Annotated in this window: 23 protein-coding genes, 1 tRNA gene and 3 pseudogenes; 23 read left to right on the top strand and 4 right to left on the bottom strand. The window is 49.7% G+C overall.

Annotation, left to right across the window (positions count from 1 at the left end; all coding sequences use genetic code 11):
• Nucleotides 1–138: 138 nt before the first annotated feature.
• From frsA to darG, 21 genes and pseudogenes are all read left to right on the top strand, one after another.
• The gene (gene frsA, locus FAZ14_RS05010) at nucleotides 139–1,389 is read left to right on the top strand and encodes an esterase FrsA (protein ID WP_016941712.1); all 1,251 of its coding nucleotides are present in this window, start codon (nucleotides 139–141) and stop codon (nucleotides 1,387–1,389) included.
• Between the two features lie 264 nt (nucleotides 1,390–1,653).
• Nucleotides 1,654–2,013: a sigma factor-binding protein Crl gene (gene crl, locus FAZ14_RS05005; protein WP_029456378.1), complete on the top strand. Its 360-nt coding sequence runs from the start codon at nucleotides 1,654–1,656 to the stop codon at nucleotides 2,011–2,013.
• Nucleotides 2,014–2,140: 127 nt separating this feature from the next.
• The gene (proB, locus tag FAZ14_RS05000; protein ID WP_029456379.1) at nucleotides 2,141–3,244 is read left to right on the top strand and encodes a glutamate 5-kinase; all 1,104 of its coding nucleotides are present in this window, start codon (nucleotides 2,141–2,143) and stop codon (nucleotides 3,242–3,244) included.
• A 10-nt stretch (nucleotides 3,245–3,254) separates the two neighbouring features.
• Nucleotides 3,255–4,508: a glutamate-5-semialdehyde dehydrogenase gene (proA, locus tag FAZ14_RS04995; protein WP_016941715.1), complete on the top strand. Its 1,254-nt coding sequence runs from the start codon at nucleotides 3,255–3,257 to the stop codon at nucleotides 4,506–4,508.
• Nucleotides 4,509–4,662: 154 nt separating this feature from the next.
• Nucleotides 4,663–4,738: transfer RNA gene (locus FAZ14_RS04990), tRNA-Thr, on the top strand.
• 306 nt (nucleotides 4,739–5,044) lie between these two features.
• Nucleotides 5,045–5,182: pseudogene (locus FAZ14_RS20420) on the top strand (cell filamentation protein Fic); the annotation flags it as partial.
• 397 nt (nucleotides 5,183–5,579) lie between these two features.
• Nucleotides 5,580–6,593: a hypothetical protein gene (locus FAZ14_RS04975; protein ID WP_153508132.1), complete on the top strand. Its 1,014-nt coding sequence runs from the start codon at nucleotides 5,580–5,582 to the stop codon at nucleotides 6,591–6,593.
• Between the two features lie 106 nt (nucleotides 6,594–6,699).
• Nucleotides 6,700–6,936 (top strand): helix-turn-helix transcriptional regulator, encoded by a 237-nt coding sequence (locus FAZ14_RS04970; RefSeq protein ID WP_012768679.1) that lies wholly within the window; start codon nucleotides 6,700–6,702, stop codon nucleotides 6,934–6,936.
• 127 nt (nucleotides 6,937–7,063) lie between these two features.
• Nucleotides 7,064–8,473, top strand: coding sequence for a YfjI family protein (locus FAZ14_RS04965; protein ID WP_153508131.1), 1,410 nt, complete (start codon nucleotides 7,064–7,066; stop codon nucleotides 8,471–8,473).
• Nucleotides 8,474–8,701: 228 nt separating this feature from the next.
• Complete coding sequence (locus FAZ14_RS04960) at nucleotides 8,702–9,325, top strand: inovirus Gp2 family protein (RefSeq protein ID WP_153508130.1); 624 nt, start codon at nucleotides 8,702–8,704, stop codon at nucleotides 9,323–9,325.
• Between the two features lie 338 nt (nucleotides 9,326–9,663).
• Nucleotides 9,664–10,623: an ATP-binding protein gene (locus tag FAZ14_RS04955; RefSeq protein WP_153508129.1), complete on the top strand. Its 960-nt coding sequence runs from the start codon at nucleotides 9,664–9,666 to the stop codon at nucleotides 10,621–10,623.
• A gap of 19 nt (nucleotides 10,624–10,642) precedes the next feature.
• A complete protein-coding gene (locus FAZ14_RS04950; RefSeq protein WP_153508128.1) occupies nucleotides 10,643–11,914 on the top strand; it encodes a hypothetical protein in 1,272 nt (423 codons plus the stop codon).
• Nucleotides 11,911–13,659 carry a hypothetical protein gene (locus FAZ14_RS04945; RefSeq protein ID WP_153508127.1) on the top strand — a complete coding sequence of 583 codons (1,749 nt, stop codon included), beginning with the start codon at nucleotides 11,911–11,913 and terminating at the stop codon, nucleotides 13,657–13,659. The genes FAZ14_RS04950 and FAZ14_RS04945 overlap by 4 nt, the downstream gene beginning before the upstream one ends.
• Nucleotides 13,660–13,670: 11 nt before the next feature.
• Nucleotides 13,671–14,315: an OmpA/MotB family protein gene (locus FAZ14_RS04940; protein WP_153508126.1), complete on the top strand. Its 645-nt coding sequence runs from the start codon at nucleotides 13,671–13,673 to the stop codon at nucleotides 14,313–14,315.
• A gap of 176 nt (nucleotides 14,316–14,491) precedes the next feature.
• Nucleotides 14,492–15,358 (top strand): GTPase family protein, encoded by an 867-nt coding sequence (locus FAZ14_RS04935; protein WP_153508125.1) that lies wholly within the window; start codon nucleotides 14,492–14,494, stop codon nucleotides 15,356–15,358.
• A 96-nt stretch (nucleotides 15,359–15,454) separates the two neighbouring features.
• Entirely contained in the window at nucleotides 15,455–16,276 is an 822-nt protein-coding gene (locus tag FAZ14_RS04930; protein ID WP_153508124.1) for a DUF932 domain-containing protein, read from the top strand.
• Between the two features lie 30 nt (nucleotides 16,277–16,306).
• On the top strand, nucleotides 16,307–16,780 hold the full coding sequence (radC, locus tag FAZ14_RS04925; RefSeq protein ID WP_153508123.1) for a RadC family protein: 474 nt from the start codon (nucleotides 16,307–16,309) through the stop codon (nucleotides 16,778–16,780).
• A gap of 64 nt (nucleotides 16,781–16,844) precedes the next feature.
• Entirely contained in the window at nucleotides 16,845–17,159 is a 315-nt protein-coding gene (locus FAZ14_RS04920) for a TA system toxin CbtA family protein (RefSeq protein WP_153508122.1), read from the top strand.
• A gap of 117 nt (nucleotides 17,160–17,276) precedes the next feature.
• On the top strand, nucleotides 17,277–18,110 hold the full coding sequence (locus tag FAZ14_RS04915) for a DUF4942 domain-containing protein (protein ID WP_153508121.1): 834 nt from the start codon (nucleotides 17,277–17,279) through the stop codon (nucleotides 18,108–18,110).
• A gap of 104 nt (nucleotides 18,111–18,214) precedes the next feature.
• Complete coding sequence (darT, locus tag FAZ14_RS04910; RefSeq protein WP_153508120.1) at nucleotides 18,215–18,862, top strand: type II toxin-antitoxin system toxin DNA ADP-ribosyl transferase DarT; 648 nt, start codon at nucleotides 18,215–18,217, stop codon at nucleotides 18,860–18,862.
• Nucleotides 18,863–18,875: 13 nt separating this feature from the next.
• A complete protein-coding gene (darG, locus tag FAZ14_RS04905) occupies nucleotides 18,876–19,925 on the top strand; it encodes a type II toxin-antitoxin system antitoxin DNA ADP-ribosyl glycohydrolase DarG (protein ID WP_153508119.1) in 1,050 nt (349 codons plus the stop codon).
• Between the two features lie 74 nt (nucleotides 19,926–19,999).
• Here darG and FAZ14_RS04900 read toward each other — a convergent pair whose 3' ends face one another.
• The gene (locus FAZ14_RS04900) at nucleotides 20,000–21,319 is read right to left on the bottom strand and encodes a tyrosine-type recombinase/integrase (protein ID WP_153508118.1); all 1,320 of its coding nucleotides are present in this window, start codon (nucleotides 21,317–21,319) and stop codon (nucleotides 20,000–20,002) included.
• Nucleotides 21,320–21,684: 365 nt separating this feature from the next.
• Between FAZ14_RS04900 and FAZ14_RS20260 the strand changes: the two are divergent.
• Nucleotides 21,685–21,798, top strand: a pseudogene (locus FAZ14_RS20260) (Arm DNA-binding domain-containing protein); the annotation flags it as partial.
• Nucleotides 21,793–22,072: pseudogene (locus FAZ14_RS04895) on the top strand (transposase); the annotation flags it as partial. The pseudogenes FAZ14_RS20260 and FAZ14_RS04895, both read left to right, overlap by 6 nt.
• A 121-nt stretch (nucleotides 22,073–22,193) precedes the next feature.
• On the opposite strand, the gene FAZ14_RS04885 reads toward FAZ14_RS04895, so the two are convergent.
• The 3 genes from FAZ14_RS04885 to FAZ14_RS04875 form a co-directional block, all read right to left on the bottom strand.
• Nucleotides 22,194–23,033, bottom strand: coding sequence for a methyltransferase domain-containing protein (locus FAZ14_RS04885; RefSeq protein ID WP_235914442.1), 840 nt, complete (start codon nucleotides 23,031–23,033; stop codon nucleotides 22,194–22,196).
• Between the two features lie 263 nt (nucleotides 23,034–23,296).
• Nucleotides 23,297–24,982 (bottom strand): methyl-accepting chemotaxis protein, encoded by a 1,686-nt coding sequence (locus FAZ14_RS04880; RefSeq protein ID WP_153508117.1) that lies wholly within the window; start codon nucleotides 24,980–24,982, stop codon nucleotides 23,297–23,299.
• Between the two features lie 448 nt (nucleotides 24,983–25,430).
• Complete coding sequence (locus tag FAZ14_RS04875) at nucleotides 25,431–26,321, bottom strand: oxidoreductase (RefSeq protein ID WP_153508116.1); 891 nt, start codon at nucleotides 26,319–26,321, stop codon at nucleotides 25,431–25,433.
• Nucleotides 26,322–26,470 lie beyond the last annotated feature (149 nt).

Below are 26,470 nucleotides of genomic sequence, written 5' to 3'. Positions count from 1 at the left end.
GGTTGATAGATTTTGTTGGCAAGATAATTCTTGTCGGCTGAATAGCGAGGTACCGCTATAGCCCGGTGCACGTTTGTTCGGTACACTTTTCCTACATACCCGCATCGTTCTGTCGTTGATTCGTCCATGGAGGCAACTGTGGTTCAGGCCAACCTGTCCGAAACGCTATTTAAACCATCGGTAAGACATCAGGAAACCTCCACGCTTATTCAGCGCTCCCGCAATACGCCCGGCTCGGCCGAGATGCAGTCAGCGCTGGAAGGTGAAACCACCAGTAACTGGTATCGGATGCTTAACCGGTTATTGTGGATCTGGCGTGGCGTGCACCCGTGGGAAATTGAAGAGGTGCTGTCACGCATTGCCGCCAGCCAGGCGAAACGCAGCGATGAGCAGCGACTGGATACGGTGATTGGCTATCGTGGCGGTAACTGGATCTACGAGTGGGTATCACAGGGGATGCGCTGGCAACAACAGGCCAGCCAGCATTCGCAGAGCGAACAGGCTGGGCAATGCTGGCTGAACGCCGCCAACCTGTACAGTATCGCCGCCTATCCCCATCTTAAAGGGGATGAACTGGCCGAGCAGGCGCAGACGCTGGCGAATCGGGCTTATGAAGAGGCCGCGATTCATCTCTCCTACGAACTGAAAACCCTGACCTTTCCGGTAGAAGGCGGTGGGCAGTTGACCGCCTTTTTGCACCTGCCCGCGCAGGGGAAGGCACCGTTTCCAACCGTACTGATCTGCGGCAGTCTGGACATGCTGCAATGTGATTATCATCGCCTGTTTCAGGATTATCTCGCTCCGGCGGGGTTCGCGATGCTGACGATGGATATGCCGTCGGTCGGGTTCTCTTCACGCTGGAAACTGGATCAAGATTCCAGTTTTCTCCATCAACAGGTGCTGCGGGCGTTACCGGATGTGCCGTGGATTGATCACACCCGCGTCGGTGCCTTTGGTTTTCGCTTTGGGGCCAATATCGCGGTGCGACTGGCGTATCTGGAAGCCAACCGGCTACGGGCGGTCGCCTGTCTGGGGCCGATTGTGCATCACCTGCTGTCGGATGCTCAGCGTCAGCGCCAGGTGCCTGACATGTTTATGGATGTGCTAGCCAGCCGCCTTGGCATGACCTATTCCTCCGATGCGGCGTTGCTGGTGGAGATGGGGCGTTACTCCCTCAAAATGCAGGGGTTGCTGGGACGACGCTGCCTGACGCCGATGCTTTCTGGCTACTGGAAAGATGACCTGATTAGCCCGCCGGAAGAGTCGATGCTGATAGTCAATTCATCGCAACAGGGGAAATTGCTGGCACTGAATCTCTCACCGGTATACCAGACGTTCCATCTGGCGCTGCAACAGATGACCGACTGGCTACAGCACCAGTTGCGCTAAGCTCTCGCATCCGTAGTGCTGTCACCCCGTGGCTGGGTGTAAAGGGCGACGGGGGGCGGCGATGAATAAAAAACAACTGCAATTGATTAATTTTTCTTATCAATATAGTCTGCATCTACCCGTATAGTGGGTGTTGGTGTGACACGGCTCGCGCCCTGAAACGACGGACGCAAAAAAACTTGAACCCGTGTCAGCAGTTTTGGCAGGTTGATTGACTCCGTCGCTGTGAATGCTTGGAAGTCTTCTGATTTAAAGGAGGGTGTCATGGTAGTGAAAAGCAGGCTCATCAAGAAATTTGCCTCATTGGGGCCGTATTTGCGTGAAGATCAGTGCGAAGAAAAGCATTTTTTCTTTGATTGCCTGGCGGTTTGTGTCAATGTAAAACCTGCGCCGGAAAAGCGAGAGTTTTGGGGGTGGTGGCTTAATCTGGAATGGCAGGAGCAAACCCTGTTTTATACCTACCGTATCGGTTTGTTTGATAAGGCGGGCAACTGGCGCGAAGAAACCATCAAAGATACTGAGGTACATGAGAAAGTGCTGGCTACCCGTGAAGATTTCCACACCCGCCTGCAGGCGCTGGTAGAACAACTCGACCCACCTTTTTCCCTCTCCGCACGACCATGATGCTCTCCGGCATCATGCCGGAGTCACGGGTTTTCGCGTTGTGCTGGTTGGCATAGCGCGTTTCTCCTGTTACAACGTTTTTTTCATCCTTTTATTGTTTATTGTTCAACGCAACGGCAGAAAAATTATGAGTGGCAGCCAGACTTTGGTTGTAAAACTGGGTACCAGCGTGCTGACTGGCGGTTCACGCCGCCTCAACCGCGCCCATATCGTCGAACTGGTGCGCCAGTGCGCCCAGCAGCATGCCGCAGGGCATCGCATTGTGATTGTGACTTCCGGGGCGATTGCCGCCGGCCGCGAGCATCTGGGATACCCGGAACTGCCACCGACCATCGCCACCAAGCAGTTGCTGGCAGCCGTAGGGCAAAGCCGGTTGATTCAACTGTGGGAACAACTGTTTTCCATTTATGGCATCCATGTGGGGCAGATGCTGCTGACCCGTGCCGATCTGGAAGACCGGGAACGCTTCCTTAATGCCCGCGATACCATGCGTGCGCTGCTGGATAACCGTATCGTGCCGGTGATTAATGAGAACGATGCGGTGGCGACAGCGGAAATCAAAGTCGGCGATAACGACAATCTGTCGGCGTTGGCCGCCATGCTGGCGGATGCCGATAAGCTGCTGCTGCTGACTGACCAGACCGGGCTGTTTACCGCCGACCCGCGCACTAACCCGGACGCCGAGCTTATCCGTGAAGTGCAGGGTGTGACCGACGAACTGCGCCAGATTGCCGGTGGCAGCGTTTCCGGCCTGGGGACGGGCGGTATGTCCACCAAATTGCAGGCCGCCGACGTGGCGTGCCGTTCCGGTATCGAGGTGGTGATTGCCGCAGGCAATCGTGCTGGCGTTATCGGTGATGTGATTAACGATGTTTCGGTCGGCACCCGTTTCCACGCCATGGAAACCCCGCTGGAAAGCCGCAAACGCTGGATCTTCGGCGCACCGCCTGCCGGTGAAATCACCGTGGATGATGGTGCGCTGGCCGCCATGCTGGAGCGCGGCAGTTCCCTGTTGCCCAAAGGTATTCGCGAAGTGGCGGGCAATTTCTCCCGTGGCGAGGTCATTCGCATTCGCAGCCTGAACGGCCGTGACCTGTCCCATGCTGTTACCCGTTACAACAGTGACGCGCTGCGCATGATAGCCGGGCATCACTCCCAGGAGATTGCTGACATCCTGGGCTACGAATACGGCCCGGTTGCTGTCCACCGCGACGACATGATCATTATTTGAGGAGCAGGCGATGCTTGAGCAAATGGGTAAAGCGGCTAAAAAAGCCTCTTATCAGCTGGCGGCGCTGAGCACCAGCCAGAAAAACAAGGCGTTGATGACGATAGCGGATCTGCTGGAAGCCCAGCATGACGCCATTCTGACTGCCAACGAGCAGGACCTGGCGCAGGCCAGAGAAAACGGCATGAGCGAAGCATTGCTGGATCGCTTGCAACTGACCCCGGCGCGCCTGAAAGCGATTGCCGACGATGTGCGCCAGGTGTGCCGCCTGAATGACCCGGTCGGTGAAATCATCGACGGCCGTATTCTGGACAATGGCCTGAAACTGGAACGCCGCCGGGTGCCGCTCGGTGTCGTCGGGGTGATTTATGAAGCCCGTCCGAACGTCACGGTGGATGTCGCCAGCCTGTGCCTGAAAACCGGCAACGCGGTGATATTGCGTGGCGGTAAAGAGACCTATCGCACCAACGCCGCCACGGTAAAGGTTATCCAGCAGGCGCTCACCGAGTGCGGTTTACCTGCCGCCGCGATTCAGGCGATTGAAAGCCCGGATCGTGAACTGGTCAACCAACTGCTGAAGCTCGATCGCTACGTGGATATGCTGATCCCGCGCGGTGGTGCCGGATTGCACAAACTGTGCCGCGAGCAGTCCACCATTCCGGTGATCACCGGCGGTATCGGGGTGTGCCATATTTACGTTGATGAGTCGATGGAGTTTGAACCGGCGCTGAAGGTGATCGTTAACGCGAAAACCCAACGCCCCAGCACCTGTAACACGGTGGAAACCCTGCTGGTGCATCAGGGTATCGCGGCGACGTTCCTGCCTGCGCTGAGCGAGCGCATGAAGCAGGCAGGCGTCAGCCTGCATGCCTGCCCGGCGTCGCTGCCGTTGCTAAGCGGTGGCCCGGCTAACGTCACGGCGGTAGAGGCCGCGAACTATGACGATGAGTGGCTTTCGCTGGATCTGAACGTCAAGCTGGTGACCGATATCGATGATGCCATCGACCACATCCGTGAGCATGGCACCCAACACTCCGACGCCATCCTGACCCGTTCATTAAGCCGTGCTGAACAGTTCGTGCGCGAAGTGGATTCCTCGGCGGTGTACGTCAACGCCACCACCCGCTTTACCGACGGCGGCCAGTTTGGCCTTGGCGCAGAAGTGGCGGTCAGCACCCAGAAACTGCACGCCCGTGGCCCCATGGGGCTGGAAGCGCTCACCACCTACAAATGGATTGGTTACGGCGACGATCTGGTTCGTGCGTGATTTCCTTCCATGCCCGACAGCCGCGAGAGCGTGTCTGTCGGGCAAGACGCTTAGAAAACCATCAGACGATACGTGTAAGTATTGACTTGCCGTAATGATTTGACTAGTTTGTCACCCCGTAGTTCACGTCACGCATTCGCGGGACGCTCTCAGGGCCGATATAGCTCAGTTGGTAGAGCAGCGCATTCGTAATGCGAAGGTCGTAGGTTCGACTCCTATTATCGGCACCATAAAATCAGTAAGTTACGATATCATCCCTCTCTGAAATCTCCTTTTCTTGTTCTCGGGTACACTCTCGGGTACACAAATTACAATGTATAGGTTATCTCCGTGGTTTTTCACAAAATTCCCACCATCTCATTTTGCGATGTTTGCTTTGTAGCATCCAACGAGTTTGGGCCTGCCAGTTTTGTTTCCTCAGGGCTCGATTGGGATGCGCTGTCACGCGACGATAACCGTTCGTTGCCCGCTCTGCCTATCTGCTGAATGAGCAGCAACAGGCGAGCCTTATCCTCTTTGCTGTCGCGCACTGCCCGGTGCTGGCAGGGAAGGGATTGCTGGATTACAGCCTGTGGAATAAGCATAAGGCGTTTTACTTCAAGGCAATTCAGGCGGGCGTATCAGGAAACTACAGCCCCATGATGCAACTGGTGAGCGACATAATGTCAGATTAACAACGGGCGAGGCCGACGGCTTTCGCCTGTGTCTGATTTTTTTGAGTTGCTGCTCAATTTGTTGCACAGAAACACCCGTTTCAATAGCGGTTGATCTGGTAACGGCAGGTAGAGTTGTGCTTTAGTAATCTGGTTATGTGCTGTTTTTTGTCATGCTGAAAGCCCCATTCTTTCAATCCTGATTTAAGTTTGAATAGGAACAGCCCGCAAAGCCAGATACAGCTTTAAGTAGCCTATATTGATTAGGTCATCTTATTGGCATAGATTGATGTGTCACGCTGTATTCTTGTTGACGTAAAGTGATGGAAGATTCTTTTTGATTTTTTTGAAATAAATTTAAACATAACGGCTTGTCCTGATAGAATTTTTGGTAATGACAATATGTTGGCGGTGATAAATGAAAGAAAATTCTGATTTCCTTGATGCTATTAATTCTTTGCTTTATTCCAGCGATGCTGAACGGCTTGATATTTCTGATGATTTCTATCGCGTTGATGATTTCTCTAAGAAATCCCATGTAAAAATCGAAGAGATAATAGATGTATGGTTGAGTGGTAAAATAAACATATATGTTTATCTTCGTTCTGTGTATTGCAGGATTAACCGTTATCCTAATAAAGAAGAGAATCGCTATGATACAAGTGAGATTGCTTTTGGTAGGGATTTTTATCAAGATGAGAGGAGTCCTCAGGACAAAATAAGAAAATTTATACCCTGTAAAAAAGAGTCTGAGATTAAAGAATATATAGATTTTAGCGGGAGTAGCAGTTTCAAATACGTTTACAATGGATATGCTAGTGGTTATTGGCGGTTACAACCGACTGGTATCACCCATTTGGTAAGGGATAATTACAACCTTAAAAATGCTAATGATGAATGGGTTTCAATCCCCGGTGAAGTTGATGTTTTTGGTAGAGATAAAAGGGATTATCTTCTGTTTAACACCGATATTTATATTTCATTTGAACAGTTATATATTTCTAGTTCTGATTTTAAAATAATAAAAGAATGTTTTTCTTACAATGAAAATAGTGAAATGGAAAGGTATGACCCACCTTATAACCGAATCGCAATGGTTCTTCTTATAAATAAGATTTTCAGTGTTAATGGTCATGTGACTTACTCAAATGTTAGTACAGCTCTTTCAAGTAATGGAATCAATGTTGGGCAAACAACCATAAAAAAAGTTCTTGAAGAAACATTTGAGAAAAGAGATAAGCCTTACAAAATACAGCCCCAGCATTCCAGGATAGCCGCTTGCTTAATCACGCTTCATTGCAAAAGTAAAAATATTCCTAAAACACCATCTAATGTAGCTCGAATATTGAACGATTTTGTCAAGTCATCACCAAGAGAATGGTGTATCGTCTTTACCCCCGAAATTGCTGCTAACATTATGAAAATAAAGTGATAAATAGCTCTTGCTAAAGGCTTATTAAGCCTTTAGCAAGAGCTCCTCAGCTTTTCTCCACACTCGCACTGATTCATGCTGCACTTGTCGAAACAAAGGAGGCAGTATGAGTACAACATTTATTTCCCCAACCCCAGAACAACGTTTGCAAGTCCTGCGTAATTACGGTGAGAAAGGTGATCGTCTCGTGCGTGAACGGGAGCGACAACGTATTACGTCCATTTCCCGCTCTACCGCGTGGAAACTGGAGCAGGTAGGTAAGTTTCCGTTGCGCAAATCGCTTGGCGCTAAATCCTGTGGATGGCTCTTAAGTGATCTGCTTTGTTGGATCAATGAGCGTTAGCATCAGGCTTTTTTTGCATTTATTTTTTTCCTGAAATACCCATGTTCATCCTGCTATTTCCGCTATTAATAGCGGAATGGCAAGATGAGGGAGATCGTTTTCAACATTAACCGAACAAGAGGTGTCTATGCTGTGTGGTCGTCCTTTTCCCGTGCATGTGTTTCCGCCGATCATCAAAAACGCGGTTTATGAAGTGGAGCAGCATACGCAGGCTCCCCAGGCTTTGATTGTCACAGCGATACTGGGGGTTATTTCTCTTGCCTGCCAGAACCGGATTGATGTGTGCCGACAAAGTAATTTGCGCGGACCGGTATCGCTTTTTTTATTAACGCTGGCGGAGTCTGGTGAGCGAAAAAGTACTGTGGACAAACTACTGATGAAACCACTATATCAACTGGAAGAGGAATGGTTTGAAAAATATACCCAAGACCTGATTATCTGGCGGAGTGAGGATACGGCTTTTAATATTGCAAAGAAAGCACTGATTTCAAAAATTAAATCAGAAATTCTCCGCAACAAAGATCATTCTACAACAGATGAACGACTGAAAGCACTCCTTGCGGAGACCCCGAAAATGCCGGTCAGGTTCAAGCAGATTTTCAATGATGCCACACCTGCGGCAATAAAAGACTATCTCTGCGGACGTTGGAGATCTATTGGTCTTATGTCTGATGAAGCTGGTATTATCTTTAATGGCTACGCGCTGAATGAACTGCCTTTCATCAATAAAATGTGGGATGGCGGAATGTTTTCCGTGGAAAGGAAAAAAGAGCCTGAGAAATTAATTAGAGACGCCAGAATGACGCAGTCGCTGATGGTTCAGCCTGATGCTTTTAAGGGCTATATCGAGCGGAAAGGCGATATGGCAAAAGCGATAGGTTACTTCGCACGGTGTCTGGTGTGCCAGCCTGGCTCAACACAAGGCTACAGACAAATTACCAGCCCGGTTGTCTCAAGTGAGCATCTGCCGATATTTCATCAGCGACTGATAGATATCGTTAATGAGAGCATAGCTAAAAACGATGAAAATGAGCGTCAATGCCTGCACTTCTCTCCTGAAGCAGAAAAACGCTGGATCGAATTTTATAACAAAGTCGAGTCGGAAATGGGCCTGATTGGTTTCCTGTCTGATTTTAAGGATTATGCGTCCAAGATAGCAGAGAACATGGCAAGGATTGCTGCACTGCTGCATTATTTCAACGGTGATGAAGGCGACATATCCCTTAATGCGGTGGAATCAGCCGTAGCGATAAGCGCCTGGTATGTGGATGAGTATGTAAGGATTTTTTCTAAGCCAGAGCCCCTGCTGCTGGTCAGTTCCGAAGCGGATGAACTTTACGCGTGGATAAAAGATTATTGCTATAAGTGTTTCGTGCCATATATCAGGAAGACAACCATCCTGCAATATGGTCCGAACCGGTTCAGGAACCGGAGTAAAGTGAATGAACTACTCAGTACGCTTTACTCGCAAAAGAAAATACTGACAGAGAAAAGAGGGAAAACGCTTTTTATACAACCTGTCGTTAATTTTATGTAACGGATAAGTCAAATTTAAAACGATAATCATCGTTTTATTAAAGAGTCATCATTGCAACTAATTGCAGAGTAATTTTTTGAACAGTCATCGCAGGCTGTGGCTATTCTTTTTCTGAAATAGAGTGTCGGATAGTTATTATATTGTCATTAGCAATATCTGTATATCCATCACGTTAATAAGACATAGCCAGTAATGCGATGACTGTTATCCATCGAGGAATAATTTATTATGAATCTCTACGATAGCGAGTATGGAAGTCATGTTAAATCATACAAAGAAAGAATTATCGACGTTATTAATAAGGCTGTTAAAGAACACAACCGTACACTGGCAGTACGGGTGGATCTTCATGATCCGGCTATTCTGGATAATGGTGATACCATTTCCTGTATCGCTAATACTGATTCAGGTGCTATATCAAGATTTACTAATTCACTAAAAGCAAAATTAATAGCAAATGAGCAGCGCAAGTACAGAGAGGGTAAACGGGTGCATCCTAACACGCTGAGGTATGCATGGGTAAGGGAATTTACCCAGAATGGTAAACGTCATTATCATGTATTTCTGTTCCTGAACAAAGATGCCTATTACCACCTGGGAGATTTCAATCTGGATGAAGATACGCTAAGAACCATGATTACCTCGGCATGGTGTAGCGCATTAAACCTGACTCCCGAAGAGGGACAGCACCTGGTGCAATACCCCCTTAATGGTAAATATACCCTGAACCGTGACGATATTCTCAATGGCATTTACCCCAGCGACTTACTGAACCGGATTGATTATCTCACCAAGGTGAAAAGTAAGAACTTTGACGATGGATATAGATCGTTTGGGTGTAGTAATTTCTGAGTATCTTTTCTGAATGATTTCATATCTTGATGTGTGAAATACGACCGTAAAAGGCACATTTTGGCAGGGATATAATTTCCCTGCCAGCGTGGTACTGTTGTTTTAATCCTGTGATGCCAGGATAACAATTATATACGGGCCGTTTTATCTGATGATAGAGTGGAATGTTAATTTCAGTCTGGAAAACATCGAAAATATAAATGCATTATAAGATTACTGGTTGTATATTGCGTGGCGAGTGAAAATCTAATATATATAGACAATGGATTTTTTCCTCTTAATAAATATTGCTAATATTTATCTCGCTAATTAATTTATGTGTCAAGGATGAGTATTTCATGGCAACAAACAGTAACGGCACTGCTCCATCCAGACAGCCTTTATCTTCACTTGAGCGAGGTGAAGATAGTCGAGTGTTTTCAGATATCAACATGATAAAAACCCCTCGTTTTACCCTTGATAAAGACGTCATTTTATCTCAATCCACCCGAACAGCATTAGATGAGTGTCTGGCTCGATTACGCTTTCATAAAACTATCTATGAGCAATGGAATTTTGCTTGTGTTGATCCGATGGGGGTGACAGCGATTCTCAATTTTTATGGTCCGCCGGGAACGGGAAAAACCCTGTGTGCTGAAGCTCTGGCAGGACAACTTCGTATGCCTTTTATTGCGCTAGGGATTGCTGAACTGGAAAGTAAATTTATGGGGGAGACAGCCAAGAATATCCAATTAGCGTTTGCCAAAGCAAAAGAAACAGGCGCATTACTTTTTTTTGATGAAGCAGACACACTACTTGGTAAACGACTCTCTTCTGTTACACAAGGTGTCGATAATGAAGTAAACGCGATGCGTTCTACCTTACTGATTGAGTTGGAACGCTTTGAAGGTATTGTGATTTTTGCCACTAATTTTGCCCGAAATTACGATGAAGCGTTTCGTAGCCGTATTGGTTATCACGTTGAGTTTACCTTGCCTGATCTTGCTGCCCGCCAACAGCTATGGAACAAATTTTTGGTTGCGGAGATTCCGTTATCTCAGGCGCGAGAAACGTTGGTAGAGGCTGTCAGCGCTCTTTCTGAAGGGCTTGCCGGTCGTGAAATTCGTACTTGTATGCGCCTTGCCCTACCTAAGGTTTTGCTGGAAGCCGAACAAGAAGGGATAACGCCACAACTCAGTATCAGTCACTTACGTAGTGCTATCGAACAAGTTTTTGCTTCTCATCAAGCGATTGCCACGCATTCAGGGCATACATCGAGTGAAGTCAGCACAGCAAAAAAATTATTAGGTATCCAATAAAAAATAATAGGAGCGAAAAATGGGTTTTTGGTCAAGTGTCGGGAGTTTTTGCAGTAGCGTGGTAAGTTCTGTGACGAGCGCGGCTGGACGGGTTTGGAATAAAGCTAAAGAAACCGCAGCCAAAGCTGTTTCCTGGATGGCAGAGAAAGCGGAAACCTTTGTAGGAAGTGTAAAAAGCGTTTGGGAGAAGGTGAAGCCGTTTGTCGGCAATATCATTCGCCCTATCGTACAGAGCGCAGCAAAACTGGCTGGGAAAGCGTTACCGCAATTCCCGTGGATTGGTAGTGCGTTGCAAGCATTGGATAAAGTGCTTGAGCGGTTAGTTGAATGGGACAAAAGCGCGTTGGCGAAACGGATTGGTAAAGCCATTGAATGGGCGATACAAAAAGCCAAACAGCTTAAAGACCTGTTCCTCACGCCGGAAGAAATGGATGAAGCGCGTGCGCATGAAGAAGCGCTACGTGAAGCCCGCAGCCAAATGCGTGGCGAAGCAGCCAGCGCCGTTGATCTCGCTAGCCTGATAACCCTATATGCTCAACTTTCCACAAAAATTAAGGATGTAGTGGAGAATATTCAAATCAACGATTTTGAGCATTATCTTCGTTTGCGAGCCTCTCAAAAGCTGCTGAAAGATACCGAACAACATCTGACTTGTGCGCAGGACATTAATGCGATAACGGATGACGACTTGTTCCTGATTGAGATGGGTAACGAATTGTTGAAGCCCAATCCACAATTGAGCGACGAAACGGCACAGCGTCTTGATCGCGTTGTGATGGCGCGTTTTGGTAAGAAACTCATTCCTTTTGTCTTTGAAGAAATGATCATGGCTTGGGGCTATAACCTACAGGATATGGAAAATGAGTGGAAATCATTGAATGACGACCTTTCCAAAGAGCAGGTATTGCTGCGCCGTTTACAGATCGGTCAGCGCCTTGGGGATCTCCAGGAAGAAGAGGTGGTGATGCTTACTGCGCTTGAAGCTCGCCTACCTGAGTTACAGGCTGCGATGGAAGCAAAACGTAAACGTACCAATGAAATGCGCAACTATGTTTTTGCCGCAGAAGGTTTTTTACAGATGTTGGAAAAAGAACCGGAAGAGTTTGCCGGTCAGGAATACCTGATGGAAGACAGCAGTACAGTCGGTATGGTGATCATTGACTGTGCGCAGTTTGGTAAACGTTGGGAGGATCTTGATAGTGAACAGCAAAGCTTGATTATCGATTTTGCCAACATCTTTGAAAAAGCCAGCCGTGAACGTGCCAGTAAATTGGTTGAGGTGGCAGCATGACATTTCATGAGTTCCTTGCGTTCCTGTTGCCGGATGTTGACGTTATCCAATTAATGTTCGGTGGAGTGATGTTGTTTCTGGTTCTCATGACGATCGTACAGCTTTCACGTCAGGCTAATGTTCAGTTTTGGGAGAATAAATGGCAGGGCAACGTATCCGCAGAATCTACAGAAGCGCTTGATGTTGAACATGGTTCAGTGAATGAAATCAGTACGGTCGTCGCCAGTCCGGCAGAGAAAATGGCGGATGTTATGCCTGGGATTTTGTTGATTCTAGGGCTTCTGGGAACGTTCCTTGGCCTGGGAATCGCACTTAACAAGGCATCGAACATATTGATTGATGCGAATTCCGCAGGAATGGATAGCGCCATGTCCAACCTAATGGGAATGATGGAAGGATTAGGGACAAAATTTAAGACCTCTACGTGGGGGATCAGTGCATTCCTGATACTAAAAACCTGGGTTGCCGTAAAAGGTTATGACGAGAAACGCCTGCGCTGGTGTACACAAAAGATGAAAGCTGCGTTTGAACTCTCTCGCCAGAATAAACGTATCGAACATGAGCAAACTCAGCAGCGGCTGCTTGATGCATTACAAGGAGGGGTGGATTGTGCCCAACGTGAGGGGGAAGCAACACGCCAATCGCTACAAATGCTGCACTCTGGGCTACAGCCTTTATTAAAGACTCTTGTAGATCAAGGCCATGAGGCATCGTTACAAGATAAGAACCGTGAAAATCACCTGGCAAAACTTAGCGATATGTTGCAATCCACACAGCAACTGTTAGTCGCAAGCGACCAGGCTCAATCGGAACAGAATCAGCGGCAACTGTCTGAACTGACGACGACGCGTGAATCACTGCAACGTTTTATTGACGCCAATAGCGATAATCTTGCCGCCATACAACAATCAGCAGGAAAAATGGCGCATGCTGCGCAGGAAATGGGCGATTCAGCAGGAGATTTGCAAGCAGCAATTGGTGATTTCCGTTCAGGTATTACCGATATGTTGGGAACGGTTAAAAACGATCTTGGTTCAACCATTAATCAAATGGGGGCAAGCTTTAGCCAGAATATGGACTCGATATCCACCAGTATGGCAAATGCGACGGATGGTATTTCCCATGCTGTTTCCGATCTCTCGCAAAACGTTGGCACCACTATGAGTGAAGTGCGCGTTTCTATCGACCAGTCTATGAAAACTCAGCGTGACGCCCAGCGTGAGTTCATGATAACCAGTGAAACATTGAACGAGAAAGTGATCGCCATGACAAAACTGGTTGATGATTTGCGTGAGCAAATTGTTAATGGGCTTACTGCCGTATCCAGCAGCAATCGGCAAGTCGCAAGCCTCAATAACCGCTATGCGGGGATGACGGAGTCTGGCGAGAAAAGTGCACTTGCGATCGAAGCGTTGGTTAATCAACTACAAGTGATGCAACAACATAGCCCCTTGCAACCAGGCATGGACATCATTAATGCAGGTATCAGTCAATTGGTACGCAGTATTGAATCATTACGTGATGAGATGTTGAGCAGTGCGGATGCATCTACAGCTATCTCTGCGCTGGATAACAGGCTGATTGATGCACTTAAAGAGTTGAGCGTTATTCGTGAAATACTTTCTTCGCCTGAGCGGGATCGCATAACTCAACAAATTGAGCAAAGCCTAAAACCGCTGACTGCTACGTTACAAAGCCTTGATCAAACCTTGGTGACACTAAACACGGTTAACGACGCCGCCTGAGGGGATTGCTCATGAAAGACAAGCCCAATGAGTGGGTCTCCATTTCGGATCTGATGTCAGGTGTGATGGCGGTTGTGATGTTGCTGTTGGTGATGTCGGTCTTACAAAAGACGTGGTCAGATATCAAACATAAGCAAGAGATGGAGCAAGGGGCTAATGCACAGCGCGCTAAAGTTGGTGAGATGCTAGGTAATATAAAAGCATCGCTTAATGGTACAGAGAATGAAGGCTTAGTGGCACTGGATGTGAATTCACAAAAAATCACGCTACGTGATGGTGTTTTTAATCGAGGAAGTGCTTGTATTGCCTCACAAGCGAGTCAGGCCTTTACCACAATCGAAATACAGGTGGTCAAGTTTCTTAACGAGTTCAGTACCGGGCAGGTGTTTATTGAGGGGTATACCGATAACTCGCCCGTCGTACGACCGGTAACGAATTTTGAAAGTTTTTGCACTGTGTATGACGACAATTTCACACTATCGGCAGCTCGTGCGAGAGAAGCACGTAAATTTATTGTGGGCGATCTTGCCCCAGCCATTGCACGTCGGGTGAGCGTTGCTGGATACGGTGATTCTCAGCCTATTCCGGGTATCCCACCAGAGGATGCTCGTCAGCGGCGTATTGAAGTACGTTTTGTTCTGCCAGAAAGACCTTAACTTATTGGGTTAATGTAAACAAGAAGGTCTTGATGATGTAGTGATTTACCGAGTTTGGTCACGTAATAGATAAGATAGAAAATATTTTCAGATAGATATCATCTCTCCGAACCTTCCCCTTAACGGCAGCGCCTCACGGTGCTGCCGTTTGTGTTTCTGTTTACCGAGGACATGATATGAATCATCAGGATGGGCCTGCGCCGCTGCGTCAGGCGTTGTCGGGGTTGCCGGAGTGGGTGACAGCGCAAATCTGGCAGCATATCCGGCAGTTGACCCACTACGAGCCGGTGATCGGCCTCATGGGTAAGACCGGTGCGGGCAAGAGCAGCCTGTGTAATGCGCTGTTTGCCGGTGAGGTGTCGCCGGTCAGTGCTGTGTCGGCCTGTACCCGTGAACCGCTGCGTTTTCGCCTTAATGTGGGTGAGCGTTGTATGACGCTGGTAGACCTGCCCGGTGTCGGTGAAAGTGAACGGCGTGATACTGAGTATGCTGCGATGTATCGCCAGCATCTTCCGCATCTCGATCTGGTGCTGTGGCTGATCAAGGCCGATGACCGGGCGCTGGCGGTGGACGAGCACTTTTACCATCAGGTGATTGGCGAAGCCTGGCGGCACAAGGTGTTGTTTGTGGTCAGTCAGGCGGACAAGATTGAACCCACTGAGGGCGGTGTGACGGCGTTGTCTGCCACACAGAAGCAGAGCCTTGAGCGCAAAATCGCCCTGCTGCACACCCTGTTTTTGCCGGTGCATCCGGTCTGTGCGGTTTCGGTGCGGCTGCGCTGGGGGCTGTCGCACATGGCGGCGCTGATGGTGGCAAGCCTGCCGCGCGAAGCCAGCAGCCCGCTGGTTACACAGCTACAGCCGCCCCTTCGTAGCGAACGCGTCACTCAAAAAGCCCGCGATGATTTTGCCGATACGGTGGGCAGCGCACTCGATAGCGTCAGCCGTCTGCCGCTGATACCGGCCACGGTGCGCACGCTTATCCAGACGCTGCGCGATACCGTGGTGTCCGTGGCTCGCGCCCTGTGGTCGGTGTTCTTCTGAATCGTTAGTTCTGCATTGCCCATCCGTTTTCGTTTTACGAGCCCGGTCGCCTGTGCGTCCGGGCTTTTTATTTTCAGCCATCTCAAGGAGTCTGCCATGACCCGTCTGGCCTCGCGCTTTGGCGCAGCAAACCTTATCCGTCGTGACCGTCCGTTAACCCGCGAAGAGTTGTTTCGCACCGTACCCAGCGTGTTCAGTGAGGAAAAGCATGAGTCCCGCAGCGACCGATACACTTACATTCCGACGATTACCCTTCTGGATAATTTGCAACGTGAAGGCTTTCAGCCGTTCTTTGCCTGCCAGACCCGTGTGCGCGACGACAGCCGCCGCGAGCACACCAAACACATGCTGCGTCTGCGTCGGGAAGGGCAAATCACCGGCCATCAGGTGCCGGAAATCATCCTGCTCAACAGTCATGATGGCTCCAGTTCGTACCAGATGCTGCCGGGGCTGTTCCGGCAGGTGTGCCAGAACGGGCTGATTTGCGGCGAAAGTTTTGGCGAGGTGCGGGTGCCCCATAAAGGCGATGTGGTAGGTCGGGTGATTGAAGGCGCGTATGAGGTGCTGGATACCTTTGAGCGCATCGAGGAAAAGCGCGATGCCATGCAGTCGTTGCTGTTACCGCCTCCGGCGCAATCCGCGCTGGCAAACGCCGCGCTGGCGTACCGTTTTGGTGAGGCACATCAGCCAGTGACGGCAGCGCAAATCCTGACGCCGCGCCGCTGGCAGGACGACCGGCAAGACCTGTGGACCACCTTTCAGCGTATTCAGGAGAACCTGATAAAGGGCGGGCTGCCCGGTCGCAACCCGCAGGGGAAACGGGCCCGCACCCGTGCCGTCAGCAGCATCGACAACGATGTGCGGCTCAACCGGGCGCTGTGGGTGCTGGCGGAGTCGCTGCTGCAACATGCCGACTAAATCCTGTTTGTGTTTTCAGGGAGACCCCCGATGAATCAACCGGTTTTACCGACCCCTTTTACCGAACATGAGCAGCGCATCATCCGCCGGGCCCAGCGCCTGCTGGAGCGCCACCTGCGCCAGCCGGGTGAGCCGTTTACCGCCTCCTCCTATACCCGAATGTGGCTGCAACTGCATCTGGCTCCGCTGGAGCGGGAGGTGTTCATGGTGCTGTTTCTCGATAACCAGCATCGCCTGATAGACCGGGAAATCATGGCGCTGGGCAGCATTAATCATGTCGATATTCCCATCAGAGAAATCGTCAAGGCGGCCCTGAGCCACAACGCGGCGGCGGTGATCCTGGCGCACAACCACCCATCCGGCCATGCCGAACCGAGTACGCCAGACCGGGCGCTTACCGAGCGGCTGAAAAGCGCTCTTGAGCTGGTGGATATCCGCACGCTGGATCATCTGGTCATTGGCGGCAGCCAGGTGGTGTCGTTTGCTGAACGCGGCTGGCTGTAATGCCAGCCTTCTCCTGGCTGTTGCTGCTTCACGTCCCTCATTCTTTTTCACAAGGATTTTTACCATGACCCACCACCCTGCATCGTCTCACGATGCGCTGCCGTTAACGCCGGTCCACATCTGGCAGCGCCTGCTGACGTACCTGCTGGACAAGCACTACGGGCTGACGCTTAACGACACGCCGTTTTGTGAAGAAGCTGAGATCCAGGCCCACCTCGACGCCGGAGTTTCGCTGCCGGACGCCGTGAACTTTCTGGTGGAGCGCTATGAGCTGGTGCGCATCGACCGCAGCGGTTTTAGCTGGCAGGAGCAACAACCGTTTCTGAACGCGGTCGATATTCTCCGTGCCAGACGCGCCACCGGCCTGCTCAAACCATAAAGACTGCGAGCTGCTTTCCAGTCACACAACGCCAAACCGATTAATCCTTCCCCCTGATGCATAATACGCCAGCCCTTACCGGCTGGCGCATTGGCTGTTATGTATGGACAACACACTATGAAAACTGAACCCGAGGTGTTAACCGACCACACCGAGCTGATTGGCTCGACTAACATTGCGCGTATCGTCACTGGACGTGATGCCGCGCTGCAACAGGTAGAACAGCTCATTACCCGGTTACAGGCCATTTCAACGCTAACGGCGACTATCGGTGGCGGCACCGCTGAAGACTGGGCAATGAAGCCCGGGCATCGCTACGATTGCTGGCTGACAGAAACGCCTGACAAGGCGATGCCAGCCATTATCCGCACGCTGGACAGCCATATCTGGCGCGACCTGATGCTGAAATCCGGCATGTTGTCACTGATGGACGCACAAGCCCGCAGCCAGTGGCATAAGAATCTGGACGAGGGCGACCTGCCGATCATCAGCGAAGCCAATATCCTCAGCACGTTTGAACAACTTCACCAGAGCAAGCGGGAGGTATTCGAGCGTGGCGTAATTAATGTATTTAAGGGGCTATCGTGGGATTACAAAACCAATCATCCCTGCTACTTTGGCAAGAAAATCATCATCAGTAATCTGGTGACGTACCACCGTTGGGGCTTTGGCCTGAACTGGGGCTGGCGACGCGATCAACTGGCCGATCTGGAGCGGATGTTGTCCTTGCTGGATGGCAAACCCATACCTGATAACCGGGGCGATGTGACTATCCGGCTAATGAACCATATTCGCGATAACCCCCACCATCAGCAGTACGAAGATGAGTATTTTAGTGTGCGTTACTTTCAGAAAGGCACCGGGCATCTCATCTTTAAACGCCCTGACTTGATCGAGCAGATGAATGACATTATCGCCAAACATTATCCGGGGATGTTGGCGGCGAGGTAGTCATTTCGTTTCTGGTAAGCTTAGGACTCATGCCTATTCCCGCCCTCAAAATTTGTTATTATTGCGGCAGATTAGCATTAAATTGCTACAAGGAGCTGGTTTGTATGCCGATCCCTGAACGTCCCAAGATTTACCACATCCTTCACATTGATCGGCTTCATTCAATCGTTGCCGAAGGGTTGTTGTCTGACGAGCAAATCTCGGTTCGTCATGGTGCCGGTACAATGATAGGAATGAGTAGCATTAAACAGCGTCGGCTCCATGAGTTGACGCTTACAAACCATCCCAATCTGTATGTGGGACAATGTGTACCTTTTTATTTTTGTCCCCGCTCTGTCATGCTATACCTGATATACAGAGCCAATCATCCAGAGTTGGCTTACCGTGGTGGTCAGGAACCTATTTTGCATCTTGAAGCTGACCTCTATACAACCATTGCATGGGCGGAGCAACATCGCCAACGCTGGGCGTTTACGTTATCTAATGCTGGTTCACTTTACTTCGAAGATCGTTGTCAACAATCCCAGCTTGGAGAACTGAACTGGGAAGCGATACAAAGCAATCAGTGGAGCGGCGGTAATGGAACTAAAGAGGCGAAACAGGCTGAGTTTTTGATTGAGCGCTGTTTCCCTTGGCATTTAATTGAGCGCATCGGTGTTCATTCACCTTTGATTTATCAGCAGGTTGCTAACATGATCCCGCTTGGTGGGCATCGTCCTCCTGTTGAGGTGAAACGAGAATGGTACTACTGATGAGGATTTCATAATGATTGAATACAGACAGGGCGACATCCTCCAGGCAGAGACTGAGGCTATCATCAATACCGTCAATTGCGTTGGCGTAATGGGGCGAGGCATTGCATTGCAATTCAAAAATGCCTACCCGGATAACTTCAAAGCTTATGCTGCATCCTGTAAAGCGAAACAAGTTGTTCCAGGCAAAATGTTCGTCTTTGAGACCGGGCAGTTAACAAACCCTCGTTATATCATTAACTTTCCGACCAAACGCCACTGGAAAGGGAAAAGTCGTCTTGAAGATATTGCCGCCGGGTTGGACGATTTGGTCGCCGTTATCCGGCAACATGATATTCGCTCCATTGCCATTCCCCCATTGGGGAGTGGCTTAGGCGGTCTGGACTGGCAAGATGTTAAGCCCCTGATTGAGTCTGCCGTTCAACCGCTTGAGTCAGTACGAATTGCGATTTACGATCCCAACGGTGCACCGTCATCGGAACGTATGGTACATAAAACAGAAGTGCCAAAGATGACAGCAGGGCGAGCCGCGCTGGTTGAACTGATGCAGCGTTATCTTAATGGGTTGTTAGATCCGTTCATCTCTTTGCTGGAATTACATAAGCTGATGTATTTCATGCAAGAATCCGGGGAACCATTACGTCTTAAGTACCAGAAAGCGCATTATGGGCCTTATGCGGAAAACCTACGGCATGTGCTTAACGCGATTGAAGGGCATATGATCTCTGGGTATTCAGATGGCGGTGATATGCCTGATAAGCAACTCTCGCTGGTTCCCGGAGTGGCAGAAGAGGCAAAAGCGTTTCTTGAGCAACAAGAAGAGACTTACCGCCGCTTTCAGAAAGTCTCGGATTTGGTGGAAGGTTTTGAGTCGCCTTTTGGTCTGGAACTCCTTTCAACGGTTCACTGGACAATGCAACATGAATCGCTGACGTCCCCTGAAGATGTTACTGATTTTATCTATGCCTGGAATGAAAGAAAGCGGCAGTTCACACCACGCCAGATATCTTTAGCGGTAGATACGTTGCATCGCAAGGGGTGGTTAACCTCTACCGCTGCTTAGGTTCAGTCTTTGCTTAATGACTCGCATGGCTCTTGCTGTTCACTGTATTAAGAGCCATGCCCCTTATGTAGTTTTTATTTACCACCAAACTGAACTTTAACGACATTATCTGGCCTCGATACCGAGGAGGTAATGATTTCCTGTTGAATAAAATCCCCCCAGCGTAGAAATAGCTTTTTCAGTTTGTCCGCTTGTTGCCCAACTTGATAAGTCCGAATTAATCGATCTTTAGGTACGTGGTTCAGCAGAAGCTCTATCAAGCGTTCTGGTGCATCCAGATATTCCGCACAACCCGTGGCCACGCTACGACGTAAGTCATGAGGAGAGAAGGGCGCAAGTTCCGCAAGATATTTAGATCTTACACGCTCCAGAGCACGAGTAAGGGCATCACCGGTTATAGGAAATCCTGGCTTGCTGGTGGAACCGAAAACATATGCCCCTTCCGCGATCACGCGCTGTTCTTGAATAAGGGATAGGGCGCGGGGATGTAGTGTGACAATATGGCTTTTGCCATTTTTGGTAGCTGGAATAGTCCAGCGATCACCGTTGATTTGATCCCAGCGCATTTCTGCTGCTTCTGAGCGACGAACACCCGTGAATATGATCAAGCGAAGTGCATTCGCAACGGATAATGACATTACCACGCTGGATGCTATTCCTCTGCCACCTGCTGCAATGGAGCCACCACCAACAGAGGCTTCATCGAGTGCTTTCCAAAGCATGTGGAGTTCGTCTTGTGGCAACCAACGTTCACGAGGTTTACCCATTGATGCACCAAACATGGCAGGTTTGAGCAGACGAGCAGGGTTATGTTCAATCAGCCCTTGTAACGTGGCATGATCAAGGGTCAGATTCAGGATGATTAATCCTTTGCGAACCCCTTCTGTGCTTTCCTTTCTTACGCGGCTGAGATGCTCGAAAATCACAGAGCGTGAAAGATCGTTAACGCGCATATTACCCAACGCCTTTTCAAGATGGCGGCGATAGGTGCCTTCATAGTCAGTAATGGTGCGGGCACTGATGGGTTTACTCTCAGTTCTGAATGCCAACCAGTTTTGCCACAAGTCAGCGAATATTGGCATTTGCTCGTTTTGCTGTTTCTCATTTTTTTTGACGTAACGAGGATCAATGCCCTTCTTCACCAATTCAGCTGCGTCGGCATGGGCCTGACGAGCCTGAGCCAGGCTCATAGCAGGGTAGCTACCCAATGTCAGTTTGATTTGCTTTTGTGCAATCCTGTAACGATAAATCCAGCTTTTACTCTCGCTGCCATAGCGTATGCGGACGTAGAGTCCTCCGCCTGCTTTTGATTTGACTGAGACAACATTTTCTTTCTCTTCTTCAGTGACTGAAAGGGATGCCAACTGTCGATCCTGAGTGATGATGATTGCCATAATAGGTCCTTTCTGGGGTACACTCTTAGCATGATATCAGGGGAAACGACAGCGAACGAGTGGAAGCCAAAAAATTGATTAATCATTTGATTTTTAAAAATAAAAAAATCAATTCTTGAAGAGTGTAAACAGAGGAAAACATTGGTCTATTGAGTTCGTAATGCGAAGGTCGTAGGTTCGACTCCTATTATCGGCACCATCCTACCTATTTTAACGTCTCCCCAAGTCTACTCAAATACCCTTATAATACGCGGTTTCACGACCCTTATTGTCTCTGCTCGTCTACTCACGTTCACGGAAATCTACGGTGAGTTGGGGGCATCGGTGGGGGCATATCGTGTTCGGTCTAGAGGAGATGCCCCCAAATGAAGCTCAATGCCAGACAGGTAGAGACTGCCAAGCCCAAAGATAAACCCTACAAGTTAGCGGATGGCGGGGGCATGTATCTGGAGGTGTTCCCTAACGGCACCAAAAGCTGGGGGCGCACTGGGAAAATCTCAACACGTTCTTTGGTTACCCGCCGGATATCCGCAAGGCTATCTACACCACCAATGCCATCGAGTCGCTGAACAGTGTGATTCGGCAGGCGATAAAGAAACGTAAGGTGTTCCCGACAGATGATTCGGTACGGAAAGTGATTTATCTGGCGATACAGTCGGCCTCAAAAAATGGAGTATGCCGATCCAGAACTGGCGGCTGGCGATGAGCCGTTTTATTACCGAGTTCGGTGACCGCCTGAGCGATCACCTTTAATACGGTGGCAATTACACAGAATTACGGACAGGCTCATATTCCCCGGCATGTCATTTTATTCCACAATGGTTTTTAATTTATTATGCTGGCATGCAGCATTATCCATGCGGCCACAACATTTTTAGAAGCCTTTCCAATAATCTACAAAACCTTCTTTATAATGAAAGTAAGTGGTTTGCAATTCTCTGTTTATTTTTGAAATAGATTCTTCCAGTTTATCAAGCCCAGGGTGTTTATTTTTAAAAAGATACCAACATTTTGCCTGTGGGGAATAAACTGACGCTTTATAACCCCATTGCTCCATCAGCAAAGACATACTCTTATTCGTGTGAAAGGCTGTATGCACCATAGTATTGATATAAAACCAGTTTGGATCCTTGGGTACGCGTTCAGCAATAACCGTATGCAGCATCAGAACTCCATCATCACGGACAAGCCTGTCAACTTCATCAAGTGCTTCACGCGTCATAACGTGCTCGAACATGGCACTATTGATGACAAGCTTATAGCGAGACAGGTCTTCTTCCGCCACATACTGGATTCGTTCATCCAGATTGCGAACGTAACGATCAAAAATGGGAATGTTAATATTGAAATATTTCTGCATACAGTGCGAGAAGGTTCCATACCCGGCTGCATAGTCAATTACACTATCGAGCTCAATGACATGGTTCTCTGCTAGCAACTTTGTCGCTAATGCCTGATCAATATAGGGAGGCTGATTTGTTGTTCTTGACGTAAAGTCATTCTCAAATTTGTGATGCCAGCTTGAATTCAACTGCGACCACTGATCGTCCGTCATTTCCTGGTGCGTTTTTGAAACGGTAAAACCGCAGTTATCACATTTCCAGAAATCAACCTTCAGCGTTTCTAAAAACGGGCTTCCTGGATAGCTCGGGTAGTCCTTTGAGAAGAAGTAGCTAGTTTCATGGTTGCATATTAAACATTTATGTGTGCTCATGCCCGTCCTCGAATGTCCAATCGTAATTGACGATATTATCTATCGTAACAGACACCCTGGCTCAGGGTAAGGTCATCTATCCATCGTTGCGTGACCCGTTCTCCGTTGATTCATACATCACGATGACTGTATGGTTTTTAGTGATGGCAGGGTACTGCTGTAGATGAAATTGAGTGGTATAGCTGGCAATACACATCGTGCCAGCTATACCTCAACGAGCAATATGACGTTCTGGACGTGATGCCGTCTCAGTGGCGTCTGTATCAAAATGTTGACCAATGTTCGGTCGCGGGCTCTGAGTGTTTGCGTGTAGCGCTTCTTCCCCCTGAAGAGTCCTGGTTGGACGTCAACAGAGGCGTTGCCTGATCTGCGACTGTCAGGTATCCATGATCGGTACTGGCTTGCATTGCCGTGTTTTCCAGTCGGAATCGCCCTACCAACCCGGCAAGTAATTGTGACTGGTGGGTGAGGTTTTTCGCCGTCGTGGCGCCTTTTTCGACCAGCGATGCGTTTTGTTGTGTTACGAGGTCGAGCTGCCCTACGGCATCGGTGATTTGACTGATGGCGGAGACCTGCTCCTTCGCCGTAGAACTGATCTCTGTGATGAAGTCAGAGACTGTGCGTACTTGCGAAACGATGCTGTCCATCGATGCGCCAGCGCTTTCAACCAGCTGCGAACCGTTTTCGACTTTCTCCATACTGGAGCTGATCAGTTTTTTGATCTCTTTAGCGGCTTCAGCACTGCGTTGGGCCAGTGAGCGGACTTCACCCGCAACAACGGCAAAACCTCGACCCTGCTCACCGGCGCGGGCGGCTTCAACTGCGGCGTTCAGGGCCAGAATGTTAGTCTGGAAGGCGATACCATCAATGATGGCGATGATCTCCGTGATCTGCTGGGCGCTGGTAGTGATGTCTTGCATGGTTGAGATCACCTGATGCATCACATCACCCCCTTGTTGCACCGTATCACGGGTTGACGACACGAGCCGGGTTGCTTGCTCGGCTGTTTCCGCGTTCTTTTGTACCGCGGAGCGAATCTCCATCATTGACGCTGTAGTCTGCTGTAAGCTGGAAGCTTGCTCTTCCGTACGCTTGCTAAGGTCGGCGTTGCCTGTGGATATCAGCATTGAGTCGGTGAAAATAGCGTCGGAACTGGTACGCACCATCGCGACGATGCTTTGCAGACTGTCTTTCATGTCGGCCAACGCGTTGAGCATTTCTCTGGCTTCGTCGCGGCCATGTACCTGGATGTGGCAGGTCAGGTCGCCCTCGGCAATCTTCTGTGCCGCGTCGCAGGCATTCAGCAACGGTGATGAGACCGCTGTGTGCAGACGACGGCGTGCTCCGATATAAAGGGCTAAACACACACATAGCGCCCCGATAAGTACGCCCATGCTGGTTCTGGCGTTCGATGCCTCGAGTGCATCAAAGGCTGCCAGGTTCTTATCAGCGAACGCATTAGAAACCTCAACCGTCTTGTCCACTGCTACGCGATGCGCTTCATAGAGCTTGTGCACGCTAGCCAGTCCCGCGCGCGCGGCTGCAGTATTGCCAGCAGCCAGCGGTTGCAATACGTCACGGCGCGCCGCTGCCAGGAATTTCAGCGCGGCATCGTGTTGTTCTCCCAAAAGATATTGCTCGATACCGAAGGTCGGTGTTTTGCGCCAGTAGTCCACACGAGTGGTATAGTCCTGGGCCAGTTTGTCGAACGTTTTGGTTGCTTCGGCTGGCGATAGCGTGCCATCAAGTCCTTGCGATAACGTTAGCCGAGCTTCTATCAGGTATAGCGGCGGTGGCAGGATATCCGCAGTGATGTCTTTAGCGGTGAAGATCTTACTGGCCTGCGAGAGCATCTGTTGCCCTGACCGCCAATTGACCGCACCTTGTGTTAACACTGATCCCAGTCCGATAAGCAGCAAAAAAAGCAGGATGGATTTTATCGATTTCATTGGAACATCCTCTGAGTAGCGTCCTGGCAGAGAGTTTTCTGCGCCCGAATTCGTTGCCAGCGAGAAGCTCGTGGCTGGCTAAGCACACTGGGTCAAATGGCCGCCTCGTCGTCCTGCACGTCATTCCTGAACGCGGCTTATGAATTGCAACAGTAATTGTAATCGTTCTGGCACATATTGCTCGGGGTAATGGTCATGATAATCGGTCATTTCAGGCTATTTTTAAGGGAGGGGTGTTGCCGGAATGGGGATTTTGTTTTTATAAAACAAGTGATTTTTGGGGTTTTGGTTATCAGGAATAATCCAGCCCTTGTTGTGGGCTGGTTGTGTTGAGCCGCTTCCTGTCGGTGAGTGCAATCCAGAATTGGATAATCATGCTAATGATTCAAGTCCTGGCATAAAACAGAACGATTGGGTCTGTCCGTATAGGTGCTCTACTTACCTACCATCAACCCGGACCCTCGCTTGCTGCTGCCAACAGGGGGACCAGCACATCGCTGATGGGGGTGGGAATACCGTGTAAATGACCGTAGCGCTGGATCACGCCATTGCGGATATCCCACTCCAGCGGGCGATTAGCCTGTCGGTCGGCGAGGATTGAGGTGCTTAAATCTGCTGGTGCATGATGGAAAACATCAACGATCTCCTGTGGAACGCTATCGTCAAGCAGCGCGCCTTGCGCGCGTGCGACTGCCAGACATTCACGCAGATAGGCCAGCGCCAGCTCGGCAATATCCCCGCGAGAGAACATCCCGGCGCGGCGATTTGCCAGCACCATCAGGCCACCGACGGCATTTTGCAGCAGTTTACGCCAGGCCACCGAAGTGAAATCCGATGACAATTCAACCGTGCAGCGGGTGCCGCTGAGCGCATCAACGACCCGTTTTGCCTGCGGCACATCCGGCAGTGTCAGACGTGGTTTGGCGCGCAGCCAGACAGAGGCATCTGGCTCACGCTGTGCCGGGAACCAGACGACTGACGGCAGCACCTGTGCGCCGTTGACCAAAGGGGTCAGTTGGGTTTTCTGCTCGACGCCATTTTGTAGTGCACACACGACAGTATTTTTATCGCACAGTGTCGCCAGCCAGTCGGTGCAATCAGCCACCTGGGTCGTTTTCACCGCAAGAAACACCAAATCGAACGCATGGTTGAGCATCGCAGGGTTACTCAATACCGGGCCAGGCACTACCACTTTACCGTCATCGTGGCGCAGAACTAACTGAGGATGCGCCGTGCGCCCGCAAAGGACTGGCGTGCGGTTAATGTCATGCAGTAGCGCCGCGATAGTGGTGCCGATAGCACCGGGGCCAATAAGCGCAATCGAAGGATGGTCTGGCATCTTGTCTCTCCTGATTTGACTAATTTATCACCAGTGTGCCGGTAGTCATCGTCGAGCGCAATTGGGTAGGATCAGGATGACGGACAGTCAGTCACTCCCCTATATAACAGATATGAGCCTATCTACGTCACCCAGCTTCAATCACCCAG

It is taken from the genome of Dickeya oryzae (assembly GCF_009372235.1).
Classification (GTDB): Bacteria; Pseudomonadota; Gammaproteobacteria; order Enterobacterales; family Enterobacteriaceae; genus Dickeya; species Dickeya oryzae.
Note: the sequence above shows the minus strand (reverse complement) of the source record. Positions and strands in the feature narration are given on the sequence as shown.